The 23,147-nt window shown below is 64.3% G+C and carries 15 protein-coding genes; 7 read left to right on the top strand and 8 right to left on the bottom strand.

The genetic code is table 11. The features are described 5' to 3' along the window. Window positions 1–130: 130 nt before the first annotated feature. The 7 genes from ACSZPK_RS13890 to ACSZPK_RS13920 form a co-directional block, all read right to left on the bottom strand. Complete coding sequence (locus ACSZPK_RS13890) at window positions 131–1,498, bottom strand: MFS transporter (protein ID WP_437882067.1); 1,368 nt, start codon at window positions 1,496–1,498, stop codon at window positions 131–133. A gap of 103 nt (window positions 1,499–1,601) precedes the next feature. Beyond that, a complete protein-coding gene (locus tag ACSZPK_RS13895) occupies window positions 1,602–2,429 on the bottom strand; it encodes an NADPH-dependent oxidoreductase (protein ID WP_437882068.1) in 828 nt (275 codons plus the stop codon). 8 nt (window positions 2,430–2,437) lie between these two features. Next, window positions 2,438–3,787 carry an LLM class flavin-dependent oxidoreductase gene (locus tag ACSZPK_RS13900; protein ID WP_437882069.1) on the bottom strand — a complete coding sequence of 450 codons (1,350 nt, stop codon included), beginning with the start codon at window positions 3,785–3,787 and terminating at the stop codon, window positions 2,438–2,440. 68 nt (window positions 3,788–3,855) lie between these two features. Beyond that, the gene (locus ACSZPK_RS13905) at window positions 3,856–4,962 is read right to left on the bottom strand and encodes an LLM class flavin-dependent oxidoreductase (protein ID WP_437882070.1); all 1,107 of its coding nucleotides are present in this window, start codon (window positions 4,960–4,962) and stop codon (window positions 3,856–3,858) included. A gap of 383 nt (window positions 4,963–5,345) precedes the next feature. Then, window positions 5,346–5,528 carry a PA3496 family putative envelope integrity protein gene (locus ACSZPK_RS13910; protein WP_437882071.1) on the bottom strand — a complete coding sequence of 61 codons (183 nt, stop codon included), beginning with the start codon at window positions 5,526–5,528 and terminating at the stop codon, window positions 5,346–5,348. A gap of 108 nt (window positions 5,529–5,636) precedes the next feature. After that, the gene (gene nth, locus ACSZPK_RS13915) at window positions 5,637–6,272 is read right to left on the bottom strand and encodes an endonuclease III (RefSeq protein WP_437882072.1); all 636 of its coding nucleotides are present in this window, start codon (window positions 6,270–6,272) and stop codon (window positions 5,637–5,639) included. A 17-nt stretch (window positions 6,273–6,289) separates the two neighbouring features. Next, window positions 6,290–7,426, bottom strand: coding sequence for an RnfABCDGE type electron transport complex subunit B (locus tag ACSZPK_RS13920; RefSeq protein WP_437882408.1), 1,137 nt, complete (start codon window positions 7,424–7,426; stop codon window positions 6,290–6,292). A 245-nt stretch (window positions 7,427–7,671) separates the two neighbouring features. On the opposite strand from ACSZPK_RS13920, the gene bglX reads away from it, so the two are divergent. Continuing rightward, window positions 7,672–9,969: a beta-glucosidase BglX gene (gene bglX / locus ACSZPK_RS13925; RefSeq protein WP_437882073.1), complete on the top strand. Its 2,298-nt coding sequence runs from the start codon at window positions 7,672–7,674 to the stop codon at window positions 9,967–9,969. 81 nt (window positions 9,970–10,050) lie between these two features. On the opposite strand, the gene metG is transcribed toward bglX, so the two are convergent. Continuing rightward, window positions 10,051–12,099 carry a methionine--tRNA ligase gene (metG, locus tag ACSZPK_RS13930; protein ID WP_437882074.1) on the bottom strand — a complete coding sequence of 683 codons (2,049 nt, stop codon included), beginning with the start codon at window positions 12,097–12,099 and terminating at the stop codon, window positions 10,051–10,053. A gap of 185 nt (window positions 12,100–12,284) precedes the next feature. Between metG and apbC the strand changes: the two genes are divergently transcribed. The 6 genes from apbC (at window position 12,285) to ACSZPK_RS13960 (ending at window position 23,138) form a co-directional block, all read left to right on the top strand. Further along, the gene (gene apbC, locus ACSZPK_RS13935; RefSeq protein WP_437882075.1) at window positions 12,285–13,370 is read left to right on the top strand and encodes an iron-sulfur cluster carrier protein ApbC; all 1,086 of its coding nucleotides are present in this window, start codon (window positions 12,285–12,287) and stop codon (window positions 13,368–13,370) included. A 96-nt stretch (window positions 13,371–13,466) separates the two neighbouring features. Further along, complete coding sequence (tpx, locus tag ACSZPK_RS13940; protein WP_437882076.1) at window positions 13,467–13,967, top strand: thiol peroxidase; 501 nt, start codon at window positions 13,467–13,469, stop codon at window positions 13,965–13,967. Between the two features lie 247 nt (window positions 13,968–14,214). Next, window positions 14,215–15,414, top strand: a complete 1,200-nt coding sequence (locus ACSZPK_RS13945; protein ID WP_437882077.1) for an MdtA/MuxA family multidrug efflux RND transporter periplasmic adaptor subunit — start codon at window positions 14,215–14,217, stop codon at window positions 15,412–15,414. Further along, window positions 15,411–18,503 carry an MdtB/MuxB family multidrug efflux RND transporter permease subunit gene (locus ACSZPK_RS13950; RefSeq protein ID WP_437882078.1) on the top strand — a complete coding sequence of 1,031 codons (3,093 nt, stop codon included), beginning with the start codon at window positions 15,411–15,413 and terminating at the stop codon, window positions 18,501–18,503. The genes ACSZPK_RS13945 and ACSZPK_RS13950 overlap by 4 nt, the downstream gene beginning before the upstream one ends. Window positions 18,504–18,552: 49 nt before the next feature. Next, the gene (locus tag ACSZPK_RS13955; protein WP_437882079.1) at window positions 18,553–21,663 is read left to right on the top strand and encodes an efflux RND transporter permease subunit; all 3,111 of its coding nucleotides are present in this window, start codon (window positions 18,553–18,555) and stop codon (window positions 21,661–21,663) included. Continuing rightward, window positions 21,660–23,138 (top strand): efflux transporter outer membrane subunit, encoded by a 1,479-nt coding sequence (locus tag ACSZPK_RS13960; RefSeq protein ID WP_437882080.1) that lies wholly within the window; start codon window positions 21,660–21,662, stop codon window positions 23,136–23,138. Before ACSZPK_RS13955 ends, ACSZPK_RS13960 begins: the two co-directional genes overlap by 4 nt. The last annotated feature ends 9 nt before the right edge of the window (window positions 23,139–23,147 follow it).

Genomic DNA, 23,147 nt, shown 5'->3' on the forward strand with positions numbered 1-23,147 from the left:
GCTCACCAAAAGTGTACGGCGATTGGATAAGTCCGGTGTTCCGGTGCGGCGATGCTAGCAAAGGGTTTTTTCCGGGAAAAAGATCAATAAACGATGGATATATAACTTTTATTGATTTTGTTTTTATTGTTTATGCAAGGTTTTGCGGTTTTGAGACGGCGATGCCGGCCGTCTCGGTCAGGCGTCGGAAGACCAGCCCCGAGGCCAGGCAAAGCAGGCTCGTCAGGGCGATGGTCAGGCCGATGTCGTCGATGCCGGGCGTGACATGGCCGTTGATACGCTGGATCAGGCCAAGCAGCATCGCCGCCACGCACACCGCCATGCTCAGGCTCAGTTGCACGCTCATGGCCGACAGGGTGCTGGCCTGGCCGGCGCGACTGGCGCTGATGTCGGCATAGGTCAGGGCGCCGATGGTGCTCATCTGCAGGGAGCGCGACAGGCCGCCGGCGAACAGCACCAGGAGCACCGCCAGCGGTGCGCGTTGCGGGTCGAGCAAGGCGCAGATGGCGATGGAGGCGGTGGCCAGCAGGCTGTTGTGGAGCAGGATGCGACGAAAGCCGAAGCGCCTGACCAGGCGTACCGAAATGAACTTGATCATGAGTGCGCCGACCCCGCCGGCGAAGGTCAGCAGGCCAGCCTGCAAGGCGCTCAGGCCATAACCGACCTGGAACAGCAGTACCAGCAGGAAAGGCAGTGCCGCGCTGCCCAGGCGAAACAGCACGCCGCCCCACAGCACGATGCCGAACGTGGGAATCTTCAGCAGGGAGAAGTCCAGCAGCGGCAATGCCTTGTGCCGTGCATGGCGCGTGTACAGGAGGCCGAACAGCAGGCCGTTGCCGAGCAGCGCGCAGGACCAGGTCCAGCCCAGGGAACCATGACCGAGCGATTCGAAGGCCAGCATCAGGCTGGCCAGGGCGATGCTGCTGAACAGGAAGCCGGCGAGGTCCAGCGGCTGCTGGCGGTGGCCCGGATAGTCGGGGATATGGCGCAGCACCAGCAGGATGCCGAGCAGGCCGATCGGCAGGTTGATCAGGAAGATCCAGTGCCACGACAGCCAGGTCACCAGCAGGCCGCCGAGTGGCGGGCCGACCACCGGGCCGATCAGGGCCGGCATGGTGAGAAAGGCCATGGCGCGCATCAGCTGGGCCTTGCTGGTCCAGCGCAGCAGGATCACCTGGCCCACCGGCACCATCATCGCGCCGGCCGTGCCCTGGCAGAAACGCGCGAGGGACAATTGCAACAACGAGGTGGAGGCGGCGCAAGCCAGCGAGCTGAGGATGAACAGGGCGATGGCGGCGATGAATACCCGGCGTGGCCCGAGGCGCTCGGCCAGCCAGCCACTGATCGGGATGAACATCGCCACCGCCAGCAGGTACAGGGTCACCACCAGGTTCATGTGCACGCTGGATTCGCCGAAGTCCCCGGCGATCTGCGCCAGGGCGGTGAGCACGGCGGTGGAGTCGAGCAGTTCCATGAACAGCGCGCAGCCGATGATCATCGGCACCTTGCGCTGGAAGGTTCTTTCCTCTGGTGGCGCGGGGGAGATGCTGTTCAGGAGAGACGTCCGTAGCCGCCTTCATCGGCGGCCTGTGGTTCGTGGTTCAGCGTTGGGCCAGGCCACGCCCGCGCAGGGTCTGGGCGATGCGCTCGCGGCCGTGAAGGGCCGCGACGCCCTGCAGGCGATCAATCACCTGCCGGCTCCAGCCGGGGCTGTCTTGCCCTTGCTCGCGGCTGAACGCGGCGGCTGCGCTTTCATAGTCGGCGATGGCCTGGGCTTCGCCTTCCCCGGGCCGGTAGGTTTCCCGGTGCAGGACCACCTCCTGGGACAGGCGCGGCTTGATCGCCGCCGGTTGCTGTGGATCGGGGTAACCCACGCACAGGCCGAATACCGGAAACACCAGTGGCGGCAATTGCAGTTCATCGATGACGGCCTGCAGGTCGTTGCGCAGGGCACCTATATAGACGGTGCCCAGGCCGAGGTTTTCCGCCGCGACCACCGCATTCTGCGCAGCCAGTGCGGCATCGATGCTGCCGACCAGCAGGCTGTCCAGATAAGCCGGTGCCTGCAGCGTCGCGCCCTGGTTGTCGGCGATCCGTTGTGCTCGCGAGAAATCGGCGAGCCAGACCAGGAACAGCGGTGCCTGGCGGATATGTGCCTGGTCGTTGGCCAAGGCCGCCAGGCGTGCCTTGCGCTGCGGGTCTTGTACGGCGATCAGGCTCCAGGCTTGCAGGTTGGATGAGGACGCCGCCGATTGCGCGGCGGCCAGCAGGGTCTCCAGGGTGCCGGGCGGCAATGGCCGGTCGAGATAACGCCGCACGCTGCGATGGCCGAGCAACGCTTCGAGCACGGGGCTGTCGGCAATCGCCGGAGGTTGGTTGCGCAGATCGCGGTAGCGTTGCTGCCAGAGGGTTTCGAATGGGCTGCTCATAAGTGTGTTCAGGCCGTGGCGGGTTCTTGCTTGAGCGCGCCACTGGCCGTGGCGGCGTAGCGGTTGCGTGGTACTGCGAGGCCAAGATGGCCACGCAGGGTGCGTGCCTCGTACTCGCTGCGGAACAGGCCGCGCTCGCGCAGGATCGGCAGCACTTCATCGGTGAAGCGGGCGAATTCGCGGGGAGGGCCGACATGGATATTGAAACCGTCCACCGCGCCTTCGCGGAACCAGCGCTCGATCTCGTTGGCCACGGTCAGCGGCGAGCCGACGAAGCTGGAATAGGGCTGGCCAAAACGCAGGGCGGCCTGGCGTAGCGTCAGGTTCTGCTCGCGGGCGACGCGCTTGATGCGCTCGGCGTGGCCGCGATAGCCATTGACGCCAAGGTCGCCGAGGTCAGGAAAGGGGGCGTCCAGGTCGTATTGGCTGAAGTCGTGGTAATTGAACGGGCGGCCGAGTTGCACCAGGGCCTTGCGCAGGTCCAGCTCGCCCTTGCGTTCACGCTGGATGGCCTGGGCCTGTTCATCGGTGTCGGCGATGATCGGCTCGATGCCCGGGAACAACAGCACATGTTCCGGGTTGCGCCCGGTCTCGGCGGCCCGGCGCTTGATGTCGGCGTAGTACTCGCGGGCATCGTCGAAGTTATCGACGCCGGCGAAGATGCCTTCGGCGATCTCAGCCGCCAATCCTCGACCCGACTCGGATACGCCGGCCTGGAAGATCACCGGCTGGCCCTGGGGGGAGCGGGAGATGTTCAACGGCCCGGTGACCGAGAAGAACTCGCCCTGATGATCGAGGCGATGCTGTTTGCCGGGGTCGAGGAAGCGCTTGTTGGCTTTGTCCCGGGGGAAGGCATCGTCTTCGTAGGAATCCCACAGGCCCTGCACCACGGCGACATGCTCATGGGCACGGCGATAGCGTTCGCCATGGTCGATATGTTGCTCGCGGCCGAAGTTGCCGGCAGCGCCTTCCAGGCCGGTGGTGACCACGTTCCAGCCTGCGCGGCCGTGGCTGATCTGGTCCAGCGAGCCGAACTGGCGGGCGACGTTGAACGGTTCGGTGTAGGAGGTGGTCAGGGTGCCGACCAGGCCGATGCGCTCGGTGGCGCCGGCCAGGGCCGAGAGCAGGGTCAGTGGCTCCAGGCGATTGAGAAAGTGCGGTGCCGACTCGGGGGTTATGTAGGGGCTGTCGACGATGAACACGAAGTCGAACTTGGCCGCTTCGGCGGCGCGAGCCTGCTGCTTGTACCAGTCGATATCGATGCTCGCATCGCCTGGGATGTCCGGGTGCAGCCATTCCTGCTGGCTGGTGCCGACGCCGGTGAGAATGGCGCCGAAATGCAGTTGTCGTTGAGTCATGGGGCGATCCTTGGTCCGGGGCGATGCCGGCCAGAGAGACATCGAGGGCGCTCCTGGCCGGCGGAGTTTCAGCCGTTCTGTACTTTCTTGGCGCCGTCCTGCTGGGCGACCAGGGCTCGAATGCGCGGCAGCAGGTCCTGGCCGTACTCCACGGCATCGCGCAACTGCTCGAAGCCGCGGAACAGGAAGGTGGTGACGCCAACGTTGTAGTAGTCCAGCGCCGCCTCGGCGACCTGATCCGCCGTGCCGACCAGCGACGTGGAGTTGCCGGCGGCGCCGGTCAGCGCGGCGATCTCGGTCCACAGGCGCTTGTCGTGGACCTTGCGCTGGCTGGCCAGTTCGACCAGGCGCGAGGAGCCGGCGTTGCTGGTGCCGAAGTTCTTGTCGCGACGCTTGCTCTGGCGCAGGTTGATCAGCGCGCGGGCGTCTTCGAGGATGCGCTCGGCGCGTGCCCAGGCCTCATCCTCGGTGGCGCCGAGGATCGGTCGCAGCGACAGGCTGAAACGGATGTGCTTTTCCCGACCGTACTTGGCTGCCGCCTTGCGCACCTTGGCAATGCGTTCGCGAATCTGCTCCACCGGCTCGCCCCACATCATGTACACATCGGCGTGCTTGGCGGCGACTTCCACGGCGGCGTCGGAGGCGCCGGAGAAGTAGATCGGCACATGTGGCTTCTGTATGGGCTTGACCAGGGTCAGGTTGTCTTCGACCCGGTAGTGCTCGCCGTGATGGTCGAAGGGCTCCGTGCTGGTCCAGGTCTTGCGGAAGATGTCGAGGTATTCCTCGGTGCGGGCGTAGCGAGCGTCCTTGTCGAGGAAGTCGCCATCGCGTTGCAGGTCGCCGCTGTCGCCACCGGTGATCACGTTGATCGAGGCCCGACCACCGCTGAGGTGGTCGAGGGTGGCGAACTGGCGGGCGGCGAAGGTCGGTGCCTGGAAGCCAGGGCGATGCGCGACCAGCAGGCCGAGCTTGTCGGTCAGGGCGGCGACGTAGCTGGCCAGGATCATCGAGTCCGGCGCACTGGTATTGACCGCCAGCAGCGCCTTGTCGAAACCGCCGTATTCCTGGGCCTGGGCGAATGCCTTGACGAACTCCACGTCGACGATGGGGCCACGGGGCGCTTGCGATTCACTGCCTTCCTGAGGGCCGATCAGGCCGATAAATTCGAGACTCATGGGTAACTCCTGTTCAATGAGAGCCGCCTCTATGGGCAGCGGCGTGGGCACGTCAGGGCATTGAACGGGATACTAGGGAAGGCGGTTTGAATATGCAAAAACCGTATAGAAATATGCTTATGTTATTTTTATTTGTAATTTAGTTGCGGTGTTTTCAAGCGAGAACCGCATGCAGTGGGAAAACTGCGCAGGGATGGGACTCGGGCAGGAAGCGATAAGGCGAGCGCCAGGGGCCTGAAAAGCCCAGGTGTTTCGAGACCCGCTTGCGCGACGACGTGGCGTGCACCGAAAGGCCAACAGGCCCTGGGTAGCAGGTATGAAAAAGCCGATCCCGGCCATTCACCCGGATCGGCTATCTGGCCTTTGCCGGCCGTTGCAGTGACTCAGAGATCGTAGTCGTAATCGCCCAATTGCTTCTGCAGGCGGCGCTCATCGAGGTAGTTGTCGATGATGCGGCGCTTGGTCAGGTTGGTCTTGGCGACCTCGACCGGGCGCTCGTTGTTGTCTTCGGTGTCTTCCGCGACAAAGTCTTCTTCGAGGTCGAGTTCTTCTTTGCCTGTGCTCATTGTCACTCCAGCATTCGGGGCGATGTTGGCGACCTTATAGCGGCAAAGACGAAGGTGGTAAAAAAGATTTTTTCAATCGGTCAAGGCCAAAACACTGATAAAGATCAATCAGTCGGAGGTTTTTGCCTTGTACTCGCACAAATCTTCGATCCGGCAACTGCCGCAACGTGGCTTGCGCGCCTGGCAAACGTAGCGGCCATGCAGGATCAGCCAGTGATGCGCATCCAGTAGATAATCACGGGGGACGAACTTGAGCAGTTTGTTTTCCACCTCGATCACGTTCTTGCCGGGGGCGATGCCGGTGCGGTTGCTCACGCGAAAAATGTGGGTGTCCACGGCCATGGCCAATTGCCGGAAGGCGGTGTTGAGCACCACGTTGGCCGTCTTGCGTCCCACCCCCGGCAGGGCTTCCAGGTCTTCGCGGTTATCCGGGACCTGGCTGGCGTGCTTCTCGATCAGCAGGCGGCAGGTCTCGATGACGTTCTTCGCCTTGCTGTTGTAGAGACCGATGGTCTTGATGTACTCGGACAGTCCTTCGACGCCGAGGGCGTAGATCGCCTCGGGCGTATTGGCGACCGGGTAGAGCCTGGCGGTCGCCTTGTTCACACTGACGTCGGTGGCCTGGGCCGAAAGGATCACGGCGATCAGCAACTCAAAGGGCGTGGTATAGGCCAGTTCGGTCTTGGGTTCGGGGTTGTCTTCGTGCAGGCGACGAAAGATCTCCAGGCGTTTGGCGGCGTTCATCAGGTCGTCCGGTCAAGTCAGGTGCCATGGGCATCCAGCTGGCGCTGGGCTTCATCGAAGCGTACCCGGGCCTGTTGTAGTTGTGTGGCTGGCACATCCTGGCGCCGCTGCAGGCGGCTCAGGTCGGCACGGGCGTAGGCCAGCTCGGTCTTCAGTTCGCGCAGGCGGCTATCCACCGGGCGCTTGTCGATGCGTTGCAGGTTGGGCGGCGGTTTGCCGCTGGCGTCTTCGGCCTGGTGCAGGGCCGCCTCGGCATCGGCCAGGGCCTGGCGCAATGCCTGCAAGGTCGCTTCGTCGGCGCCCTGGCGCTGCCCCCTGGCCAGTTCGGCGCGGCGCCCGGCCAGGGCAATCTTGGCCTGTTTCAATGCCGCTTCGCCGAGGCTGGGCGCCGCAGGCTGGGCGTTGTCGAGGTCACGCTGGCTCGCTTCGGCCGCCAGACGCAAGCTGTCGACCTGGGCGCGCAATACGTCGGTGCCGTGCTGGGCGAACTGTTTCTCGGCCTTGGCCAGCGCTACGCGTGCCATGGCCGCCTCGATCTTCAGGCGTTTGTAACGCGCCTGATCTCCGTTGCTGGCAGGCACTGCCGCTGCTGGCCTGGTGGTCGCCGGGGCGCTACGGGCTTCCCGTTCGGCGCGCCGCTGGGCCTCCAGGCGTGCCAGGCGCTCCTGGCGTGCGTCATGCCGGCGGCGGAAATGCCCGGCCATCTCGCGCTGGGCGCGAGCCTGGGGCGCGGCTAGCGGCACGATGTCTATACAGTCGACCGGGCAGGGCGCCACGCAGAGTTCGCAGCCTGTGCATTCGGCGGCGATCACGGTGTGCATCAATTTGGCCGCGCCGACGATGGCGTCCACCGGGCAGGCCTGGATGCACTTGGTGCAGCCGATGCATTCGTCCTCGCGGATCAGCGCCAGTTGCGCGGGGACTTCCGGCTGCTCCAGCGGCAGTACCGGCACCCGCAGGAGGTCGGCCAGGGCGTGCACGGTGGCACTACCGCCTGGCGGGCATTTGTTGATCGCTTCCCCTTCGGCCATGCCCCGTGCGTAGGGCAGGCAGCCCGGATGGCCACATTTGCCGCACTGAGTCTGCGGCAACAGGGCATCAATGGCCTCGATACGCTGGGCAAGACTCATGCGAATGGCCGCCGTGGCGAGCAGGTTAACAAGGCGAAAGTGATGGAAGAAACGCTCATGCCGGGTGGTGCGGGATCGACGGAAAGGGCTCGTATTATCCCGGCCCTGGCATGGCGCTACAACCTCGCCCGGTCCGACTGTCGTTTTTATCCTGAGAGGGCCCTTTCGCCAGGGCGCCGGCTCAGGTAAAAGGGGCGGCCAGACCGCACCGCTACGGCGTGTCGGCTATGCTCGCTTCTTCCATTACTGCCGCCCGAGAACCTATGTCAATGAATAGGCTGCATCTCCTTGGCTTGGTCACGACCTTGCTGATGGCTCCCGCGTTCGCCGATACCCAACCGAAACCGCCGCAGGACAAGCAGGCGTTCATCGCCGACCTGATGAGCCGCATGACCCTCGACGAGAAGATCGGCCAATTGCGCCTGATCAGCATCGGCAAGGAGATGCCCAAGCCGCAGATCCTCAAGGAAATCGCCGCCGGGCGCATTGGCGGGACCTTCAACAGCGTCACCCGCCAGGAAAACCGTCCATTGCAGGAGGCCGCGGCCAACAACAGCCGCCTGAAGATACCGATCTTCTTTGCCTACGACGTGGTCCATGGCCACCGCACCATTTTCCCGATCAGCCTGGCCCAGGCTTCCAGCTGGGACATGGAGGCCATCGAGCGCGGTGGCCGGATTTCGGCCATCGAGAGTGCCGCCGATGGCCTCGACATGACCTTCGCGCCAATGGTCGATATTTCCCGCGACCCGCGCTGGGGGCGGACTTCGGAGGGTTTCGGTGAAGACCCGTACCTGGTGTCGCGTATCGCCGAGGTCATGGTCAAGGCCTATCAGGGCGGTGCGACCCCGAACCAGGCCGACAGCATCATGGCCAGTGTCAAGCACTTCGCCCTGTATGGCGCGGTGGAAGGCGGACGCGACTACAACGCCGTGGACATGAGCCCGATGCGCATGTACCAGGACTACCTGCCGCCCTACAAGGCGGGACTGGATGCCGGCGCTGGCGGCGTGATGGTCGCGCTGAACTCGATCAACGGCACGCCGGCGACTTCCAACACCTGGCTGCTGCAAGACCTGCTGCGCAAGGAGTGGGGCTTCAAGGGCGTGACCATCAGCGACCATGGTGCAATCAGCGAACTGATGCGCCATGGCGTGGCGCGCGATGGCCGCGAGGCGGCGAAGCTGGCGATCAAGGCCGGCGTCGACCTGAGCATGCACGACGAGCTGTACGCCAGCGAGCTGCCGGGCCTGATCGAGTCTGGCGAAGTGGACATCCGCGAAGTCGACAACGCGGTGCGCGAGGTGCTGGGCGCCAAATGGGACATGGGCCTGTTCGCCGACCCGTTCCTGCGTATCGGCAAGGCCCAGGACGACTCGGCCGACCCGGGGGTGGAGAACCTCCAGCACCGCGATGTGGCCCGTGATGTCGCGCGCAAGTCGATGGTGTTGCTGGAAAACCGTCGCAATACGCTGCCGCTGGAGAAGCAGGGCACCATCGCCCTGATCGGTCCGCTGGCCGATTCGCACATCGACATGCTTGGCAGTTGGTCGGCCTCTGGCGCGGCGAAGCAGACCGTGACCTTGCGCCAGGGCATGCAGGCCGCCCTGGGTGACCAGGCCAGGCTGCTTTACGCACGTGGCGCCAACGTCACCAACGACAGCCATATCGTCGAGTACCTGAACTTCCTCAACTGGGACGACCCGGAGGTGGTGCAGGACCCGCGCACGCCTGAGGCGATGATTGCCGAGGCACTGAAAGTCGCGCAGCAGGCCGATGTGATCGTTGCGGCGGTCGGGGAATCGCGCGGCATGTCCCATGAATCGTCCAGCCGCACCAGCCTCGACCTGCCGGAAAGCCAGCGCGAACTGCTGCGTGCGCTCAAGGCCACCGGCAAACCGCTGGTCCTGGTGTTGATGAACGGCCGTCCGCTGACCCTGAAATGGGAACAGGCCAACGCCGATGCGATCCTGGAAACCTGGTACACCGGCACCGAGGGCGGCAATGCCATCGCCGATGTGCTGTTCGGCGACTACAACCCGTCGGGCAAGCTGCCGATCTCGTTCCCGCGCTCCGTGGGGCAGATCCCGACCTACTACAACCATCCGCGCATTGGCCGGCCGTACCAGGTGGGCAAGCCGGGCAACTACACCTCGCAATACTTCGAGGAACCCAATGGCCCGTTGTACCCGTTCGGCTACGGACTGAGCTACACCGACTTCGAGCTGTCGCCGGTGCGCCTGTCGGCGACCAAGGTCAGGCGTGGCGGCAAGGTCGAGGCCAGCGTGACGGTGAAGAACACTGGCTCTCGTGATGGCGCTACCGTGGTCCAGCTTTATCTGCAGGATGTTGCCGCTTCGATGATCCGTCCGATCAAGGAGCTGAAGAACTTCCAGAAAGTCAGCCTGAAGGCTGGCGAGGAGAAAGTGGTGCGCTTCGACATCAACGAGGATGACCTGAAGTTCTACAACCTGCAGATGCAGTACCGTGCCGAGCCTGGCGAGTTCAACGTGCAGATCGGCCTGGACTCGCAGAACGTGCAGCAGGAGACGTTCGAGCTGGAGTAGAGCCGTTGCCCGTCACTCCCACCTGCGCGGGAATGGCGATCAATAAAACAAGAACGGCGCCCTGAGGCGCCGTTCTTGTGTTTACTTCACTCGCTGACCCGGCTTGGCGCCGCTGTCGGGGCTGAGCAGGTAGATATCTTCGCCGCCGGGGCCGGCGGCCAGGACCATGCCTTCGGATACGCCGAACTTCATCTTGCGCGCGGCCAGGTTGGCCACGTACAGGGTCAGGCGACCTTCGAGCTTGCTCGGCTCCGGGTAGGCGCTCTTGATGCCACTGAACACGTTGCGCTTTTCGTCGCCGATATCCAGGGTCAGGCGCAGCAGCTTGTCCGCGCCTTCGACGAACTCGCATTTCTCGATCAGGGCGATGCGCAGGTCCACGGCGGCGAATGCGTCGAAGGCGATCTCGGCAGCCAGAGGGTCTTTTTTCAGCTCGCCGTTGCCTCGGGGAGCGTCCTCCTTGGGCGCTTCGGCGGCGGCCAGGTCTTCCTTGGACGCTTCGACCATGGCCTCGATCTTCGCCGGCTCGATGCGGGTGAGCAGGGCGTTGAACGGGTTGAGCTGATGGTTGGCCAGCGGTGCGCTCAGGTCGGCCCAGGCCAGCGGCGCGACGTTGAGGAAGGCCTCGGCGTCGCGGGCCAGGTTCGGCAGCACCGGCTTGAGCAGGATCACCAGCTGGCGGAACAGGTTGACGCCCAGGGCACAGATGTCCTGGACTTCGGCCTGCTTGCCTGCCTGTTTGTTGAGCGCCCACGGCGCCTTGTCGGCGATCCAGGCGTTGGCGCGGTCGGCCAGCGCCATGATCTCGCGCATGGCGCGGGAGAAGTCGCGTTGCTCGTAGGCTTCGGCGATGCTCGGCGCGGCGCCCTGGAAGGCATTCCACAACTCCGGCTCCGGGTTGGCCGCGACCAGCACGCCATCGTTGCCCTTGTGGATGAAGCCGGCGCAACGGCTGGCGATGTTGACCACCTTGCCGACCAGGTCGGAATTGACCTTCTGCACGAAGTCGTCGAGGTTCAGGTCGAGGTCGTCGACGCCACGGCCCAGCTTGCTGGCGTAGTAGTAGCGCAGGTATTCCGGGTTCAGGTGATCCAGGTAGGTGCGCGCCTTGATGAAGGTGCCGCGCGACTTGGACATCTTCTGGCCATTGACCGTCAGGTAGCCGTGCACGTTGATCGCGGTCGGCTTGCGGTAGCCGGCGCCTTCGAGCATGGCCGGCCAGAACAGGGCGTGGAAGTTGACGATGTCCTTGCCGATGAAGTGGTACACCTCGGCCTTGGAGTCCTTGTTCCAGAACGTGTCGAAGTCCAGTTCCGGGCGGCGCGCGCAGAGGTTCTTGAAGCTGGCCATGTAGCCGATCGGCGCGTCCAGCCAGACATAGAAGTACTTGCCTGGCTCGTCGGGAATCTCGAAGCCGAAGTAAGGCGCATCGCGGCTGATGTCCCATTCCTGCAGGCCCGCGTCGAGCCACTCGGCGAGCTTGTTGGCCATGGATTCCTGCAGGGTGCCGCTGCGGGTCCATTTTTCCAGCATGGCCTGGAAGTCCGGCAGCCTGAAGAAGAAGTGCTTGGAGTCCTTGAGCACCGGCACGGCGCCGGAAATCGCCGAGCGCGGGTTCTTCAGCTCGGTCGGCGCGTAGGTGGCGCCGCATTTCTCGCAATTGTCGCCGTACTGGTCGTCGGCCGCGCATTTCGGGCAGGTGCCCTTGATGAAGCGGTCGGCCAGGAACATGCCTTTTTCCGGGTCGAAATACTGGGTCACCGAGCGCGTGGAAATATGACCGTTCTCGCGCAGGGCCAGGTAGATCGACTCCGACAGCTCGCGGTTCTCCGGCGAGTGGGTGGAGTGGAAATTGTCGAAATCGACCAGGAAATCGGCGAAGTCGGCGCTGTGCTCGGCCTTGACCCCGTCGATCAGTTGCTCGGGGGTGATGCCTTCCTTCTCCGCGCGCAGCATGATCGCCGAGCCGTGAGCATCGTCCGCGCAGACGTAGATGGCCTGGTTGCCGCGCAGCTTCTGGAAGCGCACCCACATGTCGGTCTGGATGTACTCGAGCATGTGGCCGAGGTGGATCGAACCGTTGGCGTAGGGCAGGGCGCTGGTAACGAGAATCTTGCGGGCTTCGGACATGGTCGTTCGCAGAGGCTATGGCTATTGGAAAGCCTGGAACTATAAAGGATGCGGCACGGCTCAGGCCACCTGAGCGAGAAAAAGCGCGCATTCATCGCTGCGTAAGTCATTGTCGGTAGCGAATCAGCAACTGCGCTGCTGCTATGATGCCCGCCTGTTTTGCTCAGTCTTTCGGAGTCGTCCCCATGAGCGTCACCCGCGAAGCGGTCGAAACGGCCCTGCGCCAGTTCACCGATCCCCATCTCAATCAGGACCCGGTCAGCGCCGGTTGCCTGCGCGATATCGCCATCCAGGGCGGCAAGGTCAGCGTGCGCCTGGAGCTGGGCTACGCCGCCGGCTTGTTCAAGAACGGCTGGAGCCAGATGCTGCAGATGGCCCTGGAGAACCTCGACGGCGTCGACAGTGCCAGCGTGCAGGTCGATGTGCGCATCGAGCCGCACAAGGCCCAGGAGCAGATACCTGCCCTGGCCAGCGTGAAGAACATCATCGCCGTGGCGTCGGGCAAGGGCGGCGTCGGCAAGTCGACCACCGCCGCCAACCTGGCCCTGGCGTTGGCCCGCGAGGGCGCGCGGGTCGGTATTCTCGATGCGGACATCTACGGGCCGAGCCAGGGCATCATGTTCGGCATCGCCGAAGGCACGCGGCCCAAGGTTCGCGACGAGAAGTTCTTCGTGCCGGTCGAGAGCCATGGCGTACAAGTGATGTCCATGGCCTTTCTCACCGACGACAACACGCCAGTGGTGTGGCGCGGGCCGATGGTCTCCGGCGCGCTGATCCAGCTGATCACCCAGACCGCCTGGGACAATCTCGATTACCTGGTCATCGACATGCCGCCCGGCACTGGCGATATCCACCTGACCCTGGCGCAGAAAGTGCCGGTTGCCGGTTCGGTGATCGTCACCACGCCGCAAGACCTGGCATTGCTCGATGCGCGCAAGGGCGTGGAAATGTTCCGCAAGGTCAACATCCCGGTGCTCGGCGTGGTCGAGAACATGGCCGTGCACATCTGTTCCAACTGCGGCCATGCCGAGCATCTGTTCGGCGAGGGCGGCGGCGCCAAGCTGGCCGGGCAATATGGCGTCGACCTGCTGGCCTCGCTGCCATTGTCGATGGCTATCCGCCTGCAATCAGACGGTGGCAAGCCGACCACGGTGGCCGACCCGGAAAGCCAGATCGCCATGCTCTACCAGGCCATGGCACGTAGCGTCGGGGCGCGTATCGCCCAGAGTGGTGGCATGGCGATGCCGACCATCACCATCAGCGACGACTGAGTTCATAACCTTCCTCCGGGGCGGTGGATTTCCAGCAGTCACTGCGGGAAACTCTCAGCCCCTTGTTTGCGCAACTACACCATAAGGACGCAATCCATGAGTCAAGTAACCCTGCGTGGCAACCCGGTTCAAGTCGACGGCCAACTGCCGCAAGCTGGCCAACAGGCCCCGGCGTTCAGCCTGGTCGGCAAGGACCTGGCTGACGTGAGCCTGGCCAGCCTGAGTGGCAAGCGCAAAGTCCTGAACATTTTCCCCAGCATCGATACCCCGACCTGCGCCACTTCCGTGCGTAAGTTCAACGCCGAAGCGAGCAAGCTGGACAACACCGTGGTGCTGTGCATTTCCGCCGACCTGCCATTCGCCCAGGCGCGTTTCTGCGGCGCCGAAGGCCTGGAGAACGTGATCAGCCTGTCGACCATGCGTGGCGCCAGCTTCCTCAAGGACTATGGCGTGGCTCTGGCCAGCGGCCCGCTGGTCGGTGTCGCCGCCCGTGCGGTGGTGGTGCTGGACGAGAACGACAAGGTGCTGCACAGCGAACTGGTCGCCGAAATCGGCCAGGAGCCTAATTACGACGCGGCCCTGGCCGTACTCAAGTAAACGTAAGCGTGTAGTGACAACGGCCTGCTTGATGCAGGCCGTTTTCGTTTCATGCCTTGTGACCGTTGCCGTGACGGGCTGCGATTGGCGGCTGGTCAGGCGGTGAAAATCCTGCTGGATATGCTTTTTCATTACCGCTCAGGTACTTGCTTTGTATCAAAAAGGGTAAATAGGCCGTAAAGAGGCTTTGCTTGCGAGCTGATAGTACTTATCGTTCACCCTCCCCAGACCGATGACCCCCTTGACCATGTCCGATACCCGTTCTTCGTCGCGTGCCTCCCGCAAGTGGATGGTCGTTGTGTTGCTCCTTGTCATAGCCCTGCTGGCCTGGTGGCTCTGGCCGAAACCGGCCGAGCCGCAGCACAAGGAGGCTCCGGGGCCCTGGAGCGGCCCGGTGCCGGTGCGTGTGGGGGCGGTGGCACAAGGGCGTTTCGATGTCGAACTCAAGGCGCTGGGTACCGTCACCGCGATCAATACGGTGAACGTGCGGCCACGGGTCAGCGGGCAATTGGCCAAGGTGATGTTCGAGGAAGGCCAGCAGGTCAAGGCTGGCGAGCTGTTGGCGCTGATCGATCCGCGCCCGTATGAAGTGGCCTTGCAGCAGGCCGAAGGCACCCTGGCGCAGAGCCAGGCGCAGTTGAAGAATGCCGAGATCGATCTGGCGCGCTACAAGGGCCTGTATGCCGAGGACTCGATCGCCAAGCAGACCCTGGACACCCAGGAAGCGCTGGTTGGCCAGTACCGCGGCACGCTGAAGAGCAACCAGGGCGCGGTGGCAGACGCCCGGCTGAATCTCGACTTCACCCGCATCCGCGCGCCCATCGACGGACGCCTGGGCCTGCGTCAGGTGGATATCGGCAACCTGCTCACCAGCAGCGACACCACGCCACTGGTGGTGATCACTCAGGTGAAACCGATCTCGGTGGCCTTCACCCTGCCCGAAAACGAGCTGCCGCCTGTGCTTGAACGCGTACGCAAGGGCGAGAAGCTGCTGGTCCAGGCCTGGGATCGCAACGAGAAACAGGTGTTGGCCGAAGGCGTGCTGCACAGCCTGGACAACCAGATCGACACGGCGACCGGAACGGTCAAACTCAAGGCACGTTTCAGCAATGACAGCGAGAGCCTGTTCCCCAATCAGTTCGTCAACGTGCGCCTGCGGGTCGAGACCCGCAACGATGTGGTTCTGATTCCATCGGCCGCCCTGCAGTACGGTTCAAGAGGCACCTTCGTCTTCGTCCTCGGTGACGATCAGAAGATTCAGTTGCGCGATGTCACCGCCGGTGCCAGCAACGGTGCGCAGGTAGTGATCGATGCCGGGCTCAAGGTCGGTGAACGCATCGTCCTGGAAGGCACCGACAAACTGAAGGAAGGCAGCGCTGTCGAAGTGGTCGCCGATCCTGGCGTCGACCAGGACAACCCGCGCATTCCGCTCAAGAGCGGCACATGAACGCATCGCGCCTGTTCATTCTGCGGCCGGTCGCCACCACGCTGTTGATGGTGGCGATCTTCATCTCCGGCCTGATCGCCTACCGGCTGTTGCCGGTGTCGGCGTTGCCCGAGGTGGACTATCCGACCATTCGCGTGCTGACCCTCTATCCCGGCGCCAGCCCGGATGTGATGACCAGCGCCGTCACCGCGCCGCTGGAGCGCCAGTTCGGGCAGATGGCCGGGCTGCAACAGATGAGCTCGACCAGTTCGGGCGGCGCCTCGGTGATCACCCTGCGCTTCAGCCTGGCGGTGAGCCTGGATGTCGCCGAGCAGGAGGTGCAGGCCGCGATCAATGCTGCGGACAACCTGCTGCCGACGGACCTGCCGACGCCCCCCGTCTACAACAAGGTCAACCCGGCCGATACCCCGGTGCTGACCCTCGCGGTCAGCTCGCCGAGCATGCCGCTGACCAAGGTCCATGACCTGGTCGATACGCGCATGAGCCAGAAGATCGCCCAGATCGCCGGTGTCGGTCTGGTTGGCCTGTCCGGCGGGCAACGCCCGGCGGTGCGGATCAAGGTCAACGCCGAGGCGCTGGCCAGCCATGGCCTGAACCTGTCGGACGTGCGCAGCCTGATCGCCGCGTCCAACGTCAACCAGCCCAAGGGCAATTTCGACGGCCCGACCAAGGTGTCCCAGCTCGACGCCAACGACCAGTTGGAGTCGGCCGAGGCTTATCTGGACCTGGTGCTCAAGTACGAGAACAATGCGCCACTGCGCTTGCGCGATGTCTCGACCATCATCGACGGCGCCGAGAACGAGCGCCTCGCGGCCTGGGCCGATGGCAACCAGACGGTGCTGATCAATATCCAGCGCCAGCCGGGAGCCAACGTCATCGACGTGGTGGATCGCATCCAGGCGTTGCTGCCGGCCATCACCGCCTCGCTGCCGGCCAGCGTCGACGTGAAGATCCTGACCGACCGCACCCAGACCATCCGCGCGGCGGTCAAGGACGTGCAGTTCGAACTGGTACTGGCCATCGGCCTGGTGGTACTGGTGACCTTCCTGTTCCTGCGCAAGGTCTCGGCCACGATCATTCCGTCCATCGCCGTGCCGCTGTCGCTGATCGGCACGTTCGGGGTCATGTACCTGGCCGGGTTCTCGATCAATAACCTGAGCCTCATGGCGCTGACCATCGCCACCGGTTTCGTGGTCGACGACGCCATCGTCATGCTGGAAAACATCGCGCGTCACCTGGAGGAGGGCGAGACGCCGCTCAACGCCGCCCTGAAAGGCGCGAGGCAGATCGGTTTCACCCTGGTCTCGCTGACCCTGTCGCTGATCGCCGTGCTGATCCCGCTGCTGTTCATGGCCGATGTGGTCGGGCGCCTGTTCCGCGAATTCGCCATCACCCTGGCGGTGGCCATCCTGATTTCCCTGGTGGTGTCGCTGACCCTCACCCCGATGATGTGCGCGCGCCTGCTCAAGCAGGAGAAAGACGAGGACCAGGGGCGTTTCTACCGGGCCAGCGGTGCTTTCATCGAGCGTATGATCGAGCACTACGCAACCGGCCTGCGCTGGGTGCTGAAGAACCAGTTCCTGACCCTGCTGGTGGCGATTGGCACGCTGGCGTTGACCGTCGTGCTCTACCTGGCGGTGCCCAAGGGCTTCTTTCCGGTCCAGGATACCGGGGTGATCCAGGGCATATCCGAGGCGCCGCAGAGCATTTCCTTCAGCGCCATGAGCCAGCGCCAGCAACGCCTGGCCGAGGTGATCCTGCGTGATCCGTCGGTCGCCAGCCTGTCGTCCTACATTGGCGTGGATGGCGAGAACACCACGCTCAACAGCGGGCGCATGCTGATCAACCTCAAGCGCCACGCCGAGCGCGACGTCACCGCCAGCGAGGTGATCGAGCGCCTGCGTCCGGAGCTGGCCAAGGTGCCTGGCATCCAGCTCTTCCTGCAACCGGTGCAGGACCTGACCATCGAGGACCGGGTCAGCCGTACCCAGTTCCAGTTCAGCCTGGAGTCGCCCGATGCCAGCCTGCTGGAGGAGTGGACGCCACGCCTGATCGATGCCCTCGGCCAGCGCCCCGAGTTGCTCGATGTCGCCAGCGACCTGCAGGTGCGCGGTCTGCAGGCCTACCTGCGCATCGACCGCGATGCCGCCTCGCGCCTGGGGGTGAATGTCGGCACCATCGACGATGCGCTGTATGACGCGTTCGGGCAGCGGCAGATCTCCACCATCTTCACCCAGGCCAACCAGTATCGGGTGGTGCTCGAGAGCCAGGGGGCCAGCAACCAGGGCCTGCAGGCGTTGCGGCAGATCCATGTGGCGACGGCAAGTGGCGCGCAAGTGCCGCTGACCTCACTGGTCAAGGTCGAGGAGCGCGCCAGTTCGCTGGTCGTCAATCATATCGGCCAGTTCCCGGCGGTGACGGTGTCGTTCAACCTGGCCAAGGGCGTCTCCCTCGGCCAGGCGGTGGAGGTGATCGAGCAGGTGCAGCGCGAGATCGCCCTGCCGGGCGGAATCCAGAGCGAGTTCCAGGGCGCCGCGCAAGCGTTCCGCGCCTCGCTTTCGTCGACCCTGCTGCTGATCCTGGCCGCGGTGGTGACCATGTACATCGTCCTCGGCGTGCTCTACGAGAGCTACATCCATCCGATCACCATTCTCTCGACCCTGCCATCCGCCGGGGTCGGCGCATTGCTGGCGCTGTTGCTCACCGGCAACGACCTGGGGCTGATCGCGATCATCGGCATCATCCTGCTGATCGGTATCGTCAAGAAGAACGCGATCATGATGATCGACTTCGCTCTGGACGCCGAGCGCAACCAGGGCATGCAGCCGGAGGCGGCGATCTACCAGGCGGCACTCTTGCGCTTCCGGCCGATCCTGATGACCACCCTGGCCGCCTTGTTCGGCGCCGTGCCACTGATGCTGGCCAGCGGCTCCGGCGCCGAGCTGCGCCAACCGCTTGGCCTGGTGATGGTCGGCGGGCTGCTGCTCAGCCAGGTCCTGACCCTGTTCACCACGCCGGTGATCTACCTGTATTTCGACCGCGCGGCCAAGCGTTTCACGGGTCGCAGCGCGGCGGGAGTGGCGGTATGAGGGTTCCAGCCCATACCGCGGAGATGTTGAGCGGGGATAGCCCGCGGCCATGAACATTTCCGCGCCTTTCATCATCCGCCCGGTGGCGACGCTGCTGCTGAGCCTGGCGATCCTGTTGCTGGGCGGTATCAGCTTTGGCCTGCTGCCGGTGGCGTCCCTGCCGAACATGGATTTCCCGGTGATCGCGGTAGAAGCCAACCTGCCGGGTGCCAGCCCGCAGATCATGGCGTCTTCGGTGGCCACGCCGCTGGAACGCTCGCTGGGGACCATCGCCGGCATCAGCGAGATGACCAGCCGCAGCTCCCAGGGCAGTACCACCGTCATTCTGCTGTTCGATATCGGCCGTGATATCGATGCGGCCGCGCGTGAGGTGCAGGCGGCGATCAACGCGTCGCGCAACCTGTTGCCCAGCGGCATGCGCAGCATGCCGACCTACCGCAAGTTCAACCCTTCGCAAGCGCCGATCATGGTCATGTCGCTGACCTCCAAGGTGCTGAACAAGGGCCAGCTCTACGATGTCGCCTCGACGATCCTGGCGCAGAAACTGGCGCAAGTGCCCGGCGTGGGCGAAGTGCATATCGGCGGCAGCTCGCTGCCGGCGGTACGGGTTTCCCTGGAGCCCAGGCTGCTGGACCAGTACGGCATCGCCCTGGACGATGTCCGCGAGGCGATCAGCCAGGCCAACGTCGACCGTCCCAAGGGCGCCCTGGAGAGCGGCCAGCAGCACTGGCAACTGCAGGCCAACGACCAGTTGGAAAAAGCCAGCGACTATCGACCGCTGGTGCTGCGCTACCAGAACGGTGCGCCGGTGCGCCTGAGCGATGTGGCGACGGTCAGCGATGGCGTCGAGGATCGCTACAACAGCGGCTTCTACAACGACGACAGCGAAGCCGTGCTGATGGTGATCAACCGCCAGTCGGGGGCCAACATCATCGAGACCATTGCCGCCATCCATGCCCAGTTGCCCTCGCTGGAAGCGGTAATTCCCGCCAGCGTCGAGCTGCAAGTGGCGATGGATCGTTCGTCGGTGATCAAGGCCACCCTCTACGAAGCCGAACATACGTTGCTGATCGCCGTGGGCCTGGTGGTCCTGGTGGTGTTCGCCTTCCTCGGTCGTTGGCGCGCGTCGCTGATTCCCGCCCTGGCGGTGCCGGTCTCGCTGGTCGGCAGCTTCGCCGTCATGTATGTGCTGGGCTTCTCGCTGAACAACCTGTCGCTGATGGCGCTGATCATCGCCACCGGCCTGGTGGTGGACGATGCCATCGTGGTGCTGGAGAACATTTCCCGCCACATGGAGGCTGGCGAAACGCCGCTCAAGGCTGCGTTCAAGGGTTCCAAGGAGGTCGGCTTCACCCTGTTGTCGATGAACCTGTCGCTGGTCGCGGTATTCCTCTCGATCCTGTTCATGGGCGGTATCGTTTCCAATCTGTTCCATGAGTTCTCCATCACCCTGACCGCGGCGATTCTCGTCTCGCTGGTGGTGTCGTTGACCCTCACGCCGATGCTTTGCGCGCGCTGGTTGAGGCCTGACCGCGAAGCGCGCCAGCCAGGCCGCTGGCAACTGGCTGGCCAGCGCCTGCAGGCGCGCATGCTCGAGGCCTATGGCCGTGGCCTGGACTGGGCGCTGCGGCATTCGCGGCTGACCCTGCTGAGCCTGTTCGTCACCATCGGCTTCAACGTCTACCTGTATGTCGAAGTGCCGAAGACCTTCTTCCCGCAGCAGGACACCGGGCAACTGATGGGCTTCGTGCGCGGCGACGACGGCCTGTCGTTCCAGATCATGCAACCGAAGCTGGAAATCTATCGGCGGGCGATCCTCAAGGACCCTGCGGTGGAAAGCGTGGCCGGCTTCATCGGTGGCGACAGTGGCATCAACAATGCGCAACTGATCGTGCGCCTCAAGCCGATCAGCGAGCGCAAGCTGTCCGCCCAGCAGGTGATCGACCGGCTGCGGGTGACCGTGCCCAAGGTGCCGGGTGGCCGCCTGATGCTGATGCCAGACCAGGATCTGCAGTTCAGCGGGCGCCAGGGACGCAGCACGGAGAACGAATACGTGTTGCTCACCGACGACCTGCAATTGCTCAACGAATGGTTGCCCAAGGTACGCGAGGCGCTGCGCGCGTTGCCCGAACTGACCGACATCGACGCCAAGGAAGGCGAGGGTACCCAGCAGATTCGCCTGGTGGTGGACCGGGCCACGGCAAAGCGCCTGGGCGTGGACATGAGCATGGTCACCAGCGTGCTGAACAACGCCTTCAGCCAACGGCAGATTTCACGGATCTACGATCGCCTCAACCAGTACAGCGTGGTCATGGAGATCAATCCGCAGTACGCGCTGTATCCCGAGTCGCTCGACCAGATTCAGGTGGTCACCGCCGAAGGTTCGCGTGTGCCGCTGTCGACCTTCTCGCACTGGGAGCGCAGCCTGGAGGATGACCGGGTCAATCACCAGGGCCAGTTCGCCTCCGAGAGCGTCGGCTATGCCGTGGCGCCCGGCTACACCCTGGAGCAGGCCAACAACGCCATCGAGAGGGCCATCGCGCTGCTCAACCTGCCGACCGAAGTGCAAGGCATGAGCAGCGGTACCGCCAGTGCCTTCACCAAGAGCGCCGGCGGCCAGCCACTGATGATCCTCAGCGCGCTGGTGGTGGTGTATATCGTCCTCGGCATCCTCTACGAGAGCTATGTCCACCCCTTGACCATTCTCTCGACCCTGCCGTCGGCGGGGGTCGGCGCGCTGCTGGCGATCCTGCTCACCGGGGGCGAGTTCAGCCTGATCTCGCTGCTGGGGCTGTTCCTGTTGATCGGCGTGGTGAAGAAGAACGCGATCCTGATGATCGACCAGGCCCTGTCGCTGGAGCGCAGTGCGGGGCTGACGCCACGGGAGTCGATCCGCCAGGCCTGCATGCTGCGCTTCCGGCCGATCATGATGACCACCCTGGCGGCGATGCTTGGCGCCTTGCCCTTGTTGCTGAGCATGGCCGACGGCGCCGAGATGCGGCGGCCGCTCGGCCTGGCCATCGTTGGCGGTCTGCTGCTCAGCCAGTTGCTCACCCTGTTCACCACCCCGGTTGTCTACCTCTATCTCGACCGCCTGCGCCATCGCGTCAATGGCTGGCGGGGTCGGCGCACCGATGCCGCTCTGGAAACTCCGTTATGAACCGATCCGTTCCGCCAAGCCTGTCATTCTCCCGTCGACCGCTGGCCCTGATGCTGGCCCTGATGCTGGCCATGCTGTTGGCTGGCTGCGCCGTCGGGCCTGACTACCAGCGCCCAGAGTCGGCGTCTGCGGCTGAGTTCAAACAGGCGGCAGGCTGGAAATCCGCCGAACCGGCCGACTTGGGACTGCGCAGCAACTGGTGGGAGCTGTATGGCGATGCCGAGCTCAATGGCCTGGTCGAGCTCCTCAACAGCAGCAACCAGAGCGTGGCCGGTTCCGAGGCCCAGTTCCGCCAGGCCAGGGCCCTGGCGCGCGGAGCGAGGGCCGCCTTCTTTCCGACGCTCAGCCTCGACAGCAGCGTCAGCCGCTCGGGCCAGGGGACCGGCGAAAGCAGTGTGCGTTTGTCCGATGGCTCGACCATCAGCAGCAGCGGTTCCGGTGGCATCTCCAAGAGTTACAACGCCAGTCTCGGCGTAAGCTGGGAGCTGGATATCTGGGGCAAGCTGCGCCGCCAGCTCGAATCCGACGATGCCAGCCTGCAGGCCAGTGCCGCCGATCTCGCGGCGATGCGCCTGAGCCAACAGTCCGAACTGGTGCAGAGCTACCTGCAACTGCGCGTACTGGATGAGCAGGGCCGCCTGCTCGAGGCCACGGTCGAGGCCTATCGGCGTGCCTATCGCATCGCTGAAAACCAGTACAAGGCCGGCATCGTGCCGCGCTCGGACATCAGCCAGGCCTTGACCCAGTTGCGCAGTACCGAAGCCGAAGCGGTGGATCTGCAATACCAGCGCGCGCAACTGGAGCATGCGATTGCCGTGCTGGTCGGCGTGGCGCCTTCGACGTTCAGCCTGGCCACTGTTTCCAACATACCGGCGCTGCCTTCCGTGCCGCTCAGTATCCCCAGTGCGTTGCTGGAGCGCCGGCCCGACATCGCCGCCGCCGAGCGCCGCGTGATTGCCGCCAACGCCAGCATCGGCGTGGCCAAGGCCGCCTATTACCCGGACCTGACCCTGAGCGCCACTGGCGGTTACCGCAGCGGCGGCCTGGACGACTGGATCAGCACGCCGAACCGTTTCTGGTCGATCGGCCCGCAATTCGCCATGACCCTGTTCGATGCTGGCCGGATCAGTGCTCAGGTCGAGCAGGCCGAGGCCAGCTACGACCAGACCGTGGCCCAGTACCGGCAGACCGTGCTCACGGGGTTGCGCGAGGTCGAGGACTATCTGGTCCAGCTTGCGGTATTCGAACGCGAGGCGCTGGTGCAGCAGCAGGCGCTGGACGCCGCGCGCGAATCGCTGCGCCTTATCCTCAACCAGTACAAGGCCGGCACGGTGGCGTTCACCGACGTGGTCAGCGTGCAGACCAGCACGCTTGCCAACGAACGTACGCGCTTGAGCCTGCAAGGCAATCGGCTGACCGCCAGCGTGCAACTGATCGCCGCCATGGGGGGCGGCTGGAACGGGCTGGAGCAGTGAGCGGCTGGT

Source organism: Pseudomonas sp. LRF_L74 (assembly GCF_965644255.1).
Lineage (GTDB): Bacteria > Pseudomonadota > Gammaproteobacteria > Pseudomonadales > Pseudomonadaceae > Aquipseudomonas.

Bases quoted from the DNA above. Each gene is read 5' to 3' on its own strand.
- nth (WP_437882072.1), bottom strand. From the start codon at position 6,272: ATGAACGCCGCCAAACGCCTGGAGATCTTTCGTCGCCTGCACGAAGAC.
- ACSZPK_RS13900 (WP_437882069.1), bottom strand. From the start codon at position 3,787: ATGACTCAACGACAACTGCATTTCGGCGCCATTCTCACCGGCGTCGGC.
- ACSZPK_RS13890 (WP_437882067.1), bottom strand. From the start codon at position 1,498: ATGATCATCGGCTGCGCGCTGTTCATGGAACTGCTCGACTCCACCGCC.
- metG (WP_437882074.1), bottom strand. From the start codon at position 12,099: ATGTCCGAAGCCCGCAAGATTCTCGTTACCAGCGCCCTGCCCTACGCC.
- ACSZPK_RS13910 (WP_437882071.1), bottom strand. From the start codon at position 5,528: ATGAGCACAGGCAAAGAAGAACTCGACCTCGAAGAAGACTTTGTCGCG.
- tpx (WP_437882076.1), top strand. From the start codon at position 13,467: ATGAGTCAAGTAACCCTGCGTGGCAACCCGGTTCAAGTCGACGGCCAA.
- apbC (WP_437882075.1), top strand. From the start codon at position 12,285: ATGAGCGTCACCCGCGAAGCGGTCGAAACGGCCCTGCGCCAGTTCACC.
- ACSZPK_RS13950 (WP_437882078.1), top strand. From the start codon at position 15,411: ATGAACGCATCGCGCCTGTTCATTCTGCGGCCGGTCGCCACCACGCTG.
- ACSZPK_RS13905 (WP_437882070.1), bottom strand. From the start codon at position 4,962: ATGAGTCTCGAATTTATCGGCCTGATCGGCCCTCAGGAAGGCAGTGAA.
- bglX (WP_437882073.1), top strand. From the start codon at position 7,672: ATGAATAGGCTGCATCTCCTTGGCTTGGTCACGACCTTGCTGATGGCT.
- ACSZPK_RS13945 (WP_437882077.1), top strand. From the start codon at position 14,215: ATGTCCGATACCCGTTCTTCGTCGCGTGCCTCCCGCAAGTGGATGGTC.
- ACSZPK_RS13960 (WP_437882080.1), top strand. From the start codon at position 21,660: ATGAACCGATCCGTTCCGCCAAGCCTGTCATTCTCCCGTCGACCGCTG.
- ACSZPK_RS13895 (WP_437882068.1), bottom strand. From the start codon at position 2,429: ATGAGCAGCCCATTCGAAACCCTCTGGCAGCAACGCTACCGCGATCTG.
- ACSZPK_RS13955 (WP_437882079.1), top strand. From the start codon at position 18,553: ATGAACATTTCCGCGCCTTTCATCATCCGCCCGGTGGCGACGCTGCTG.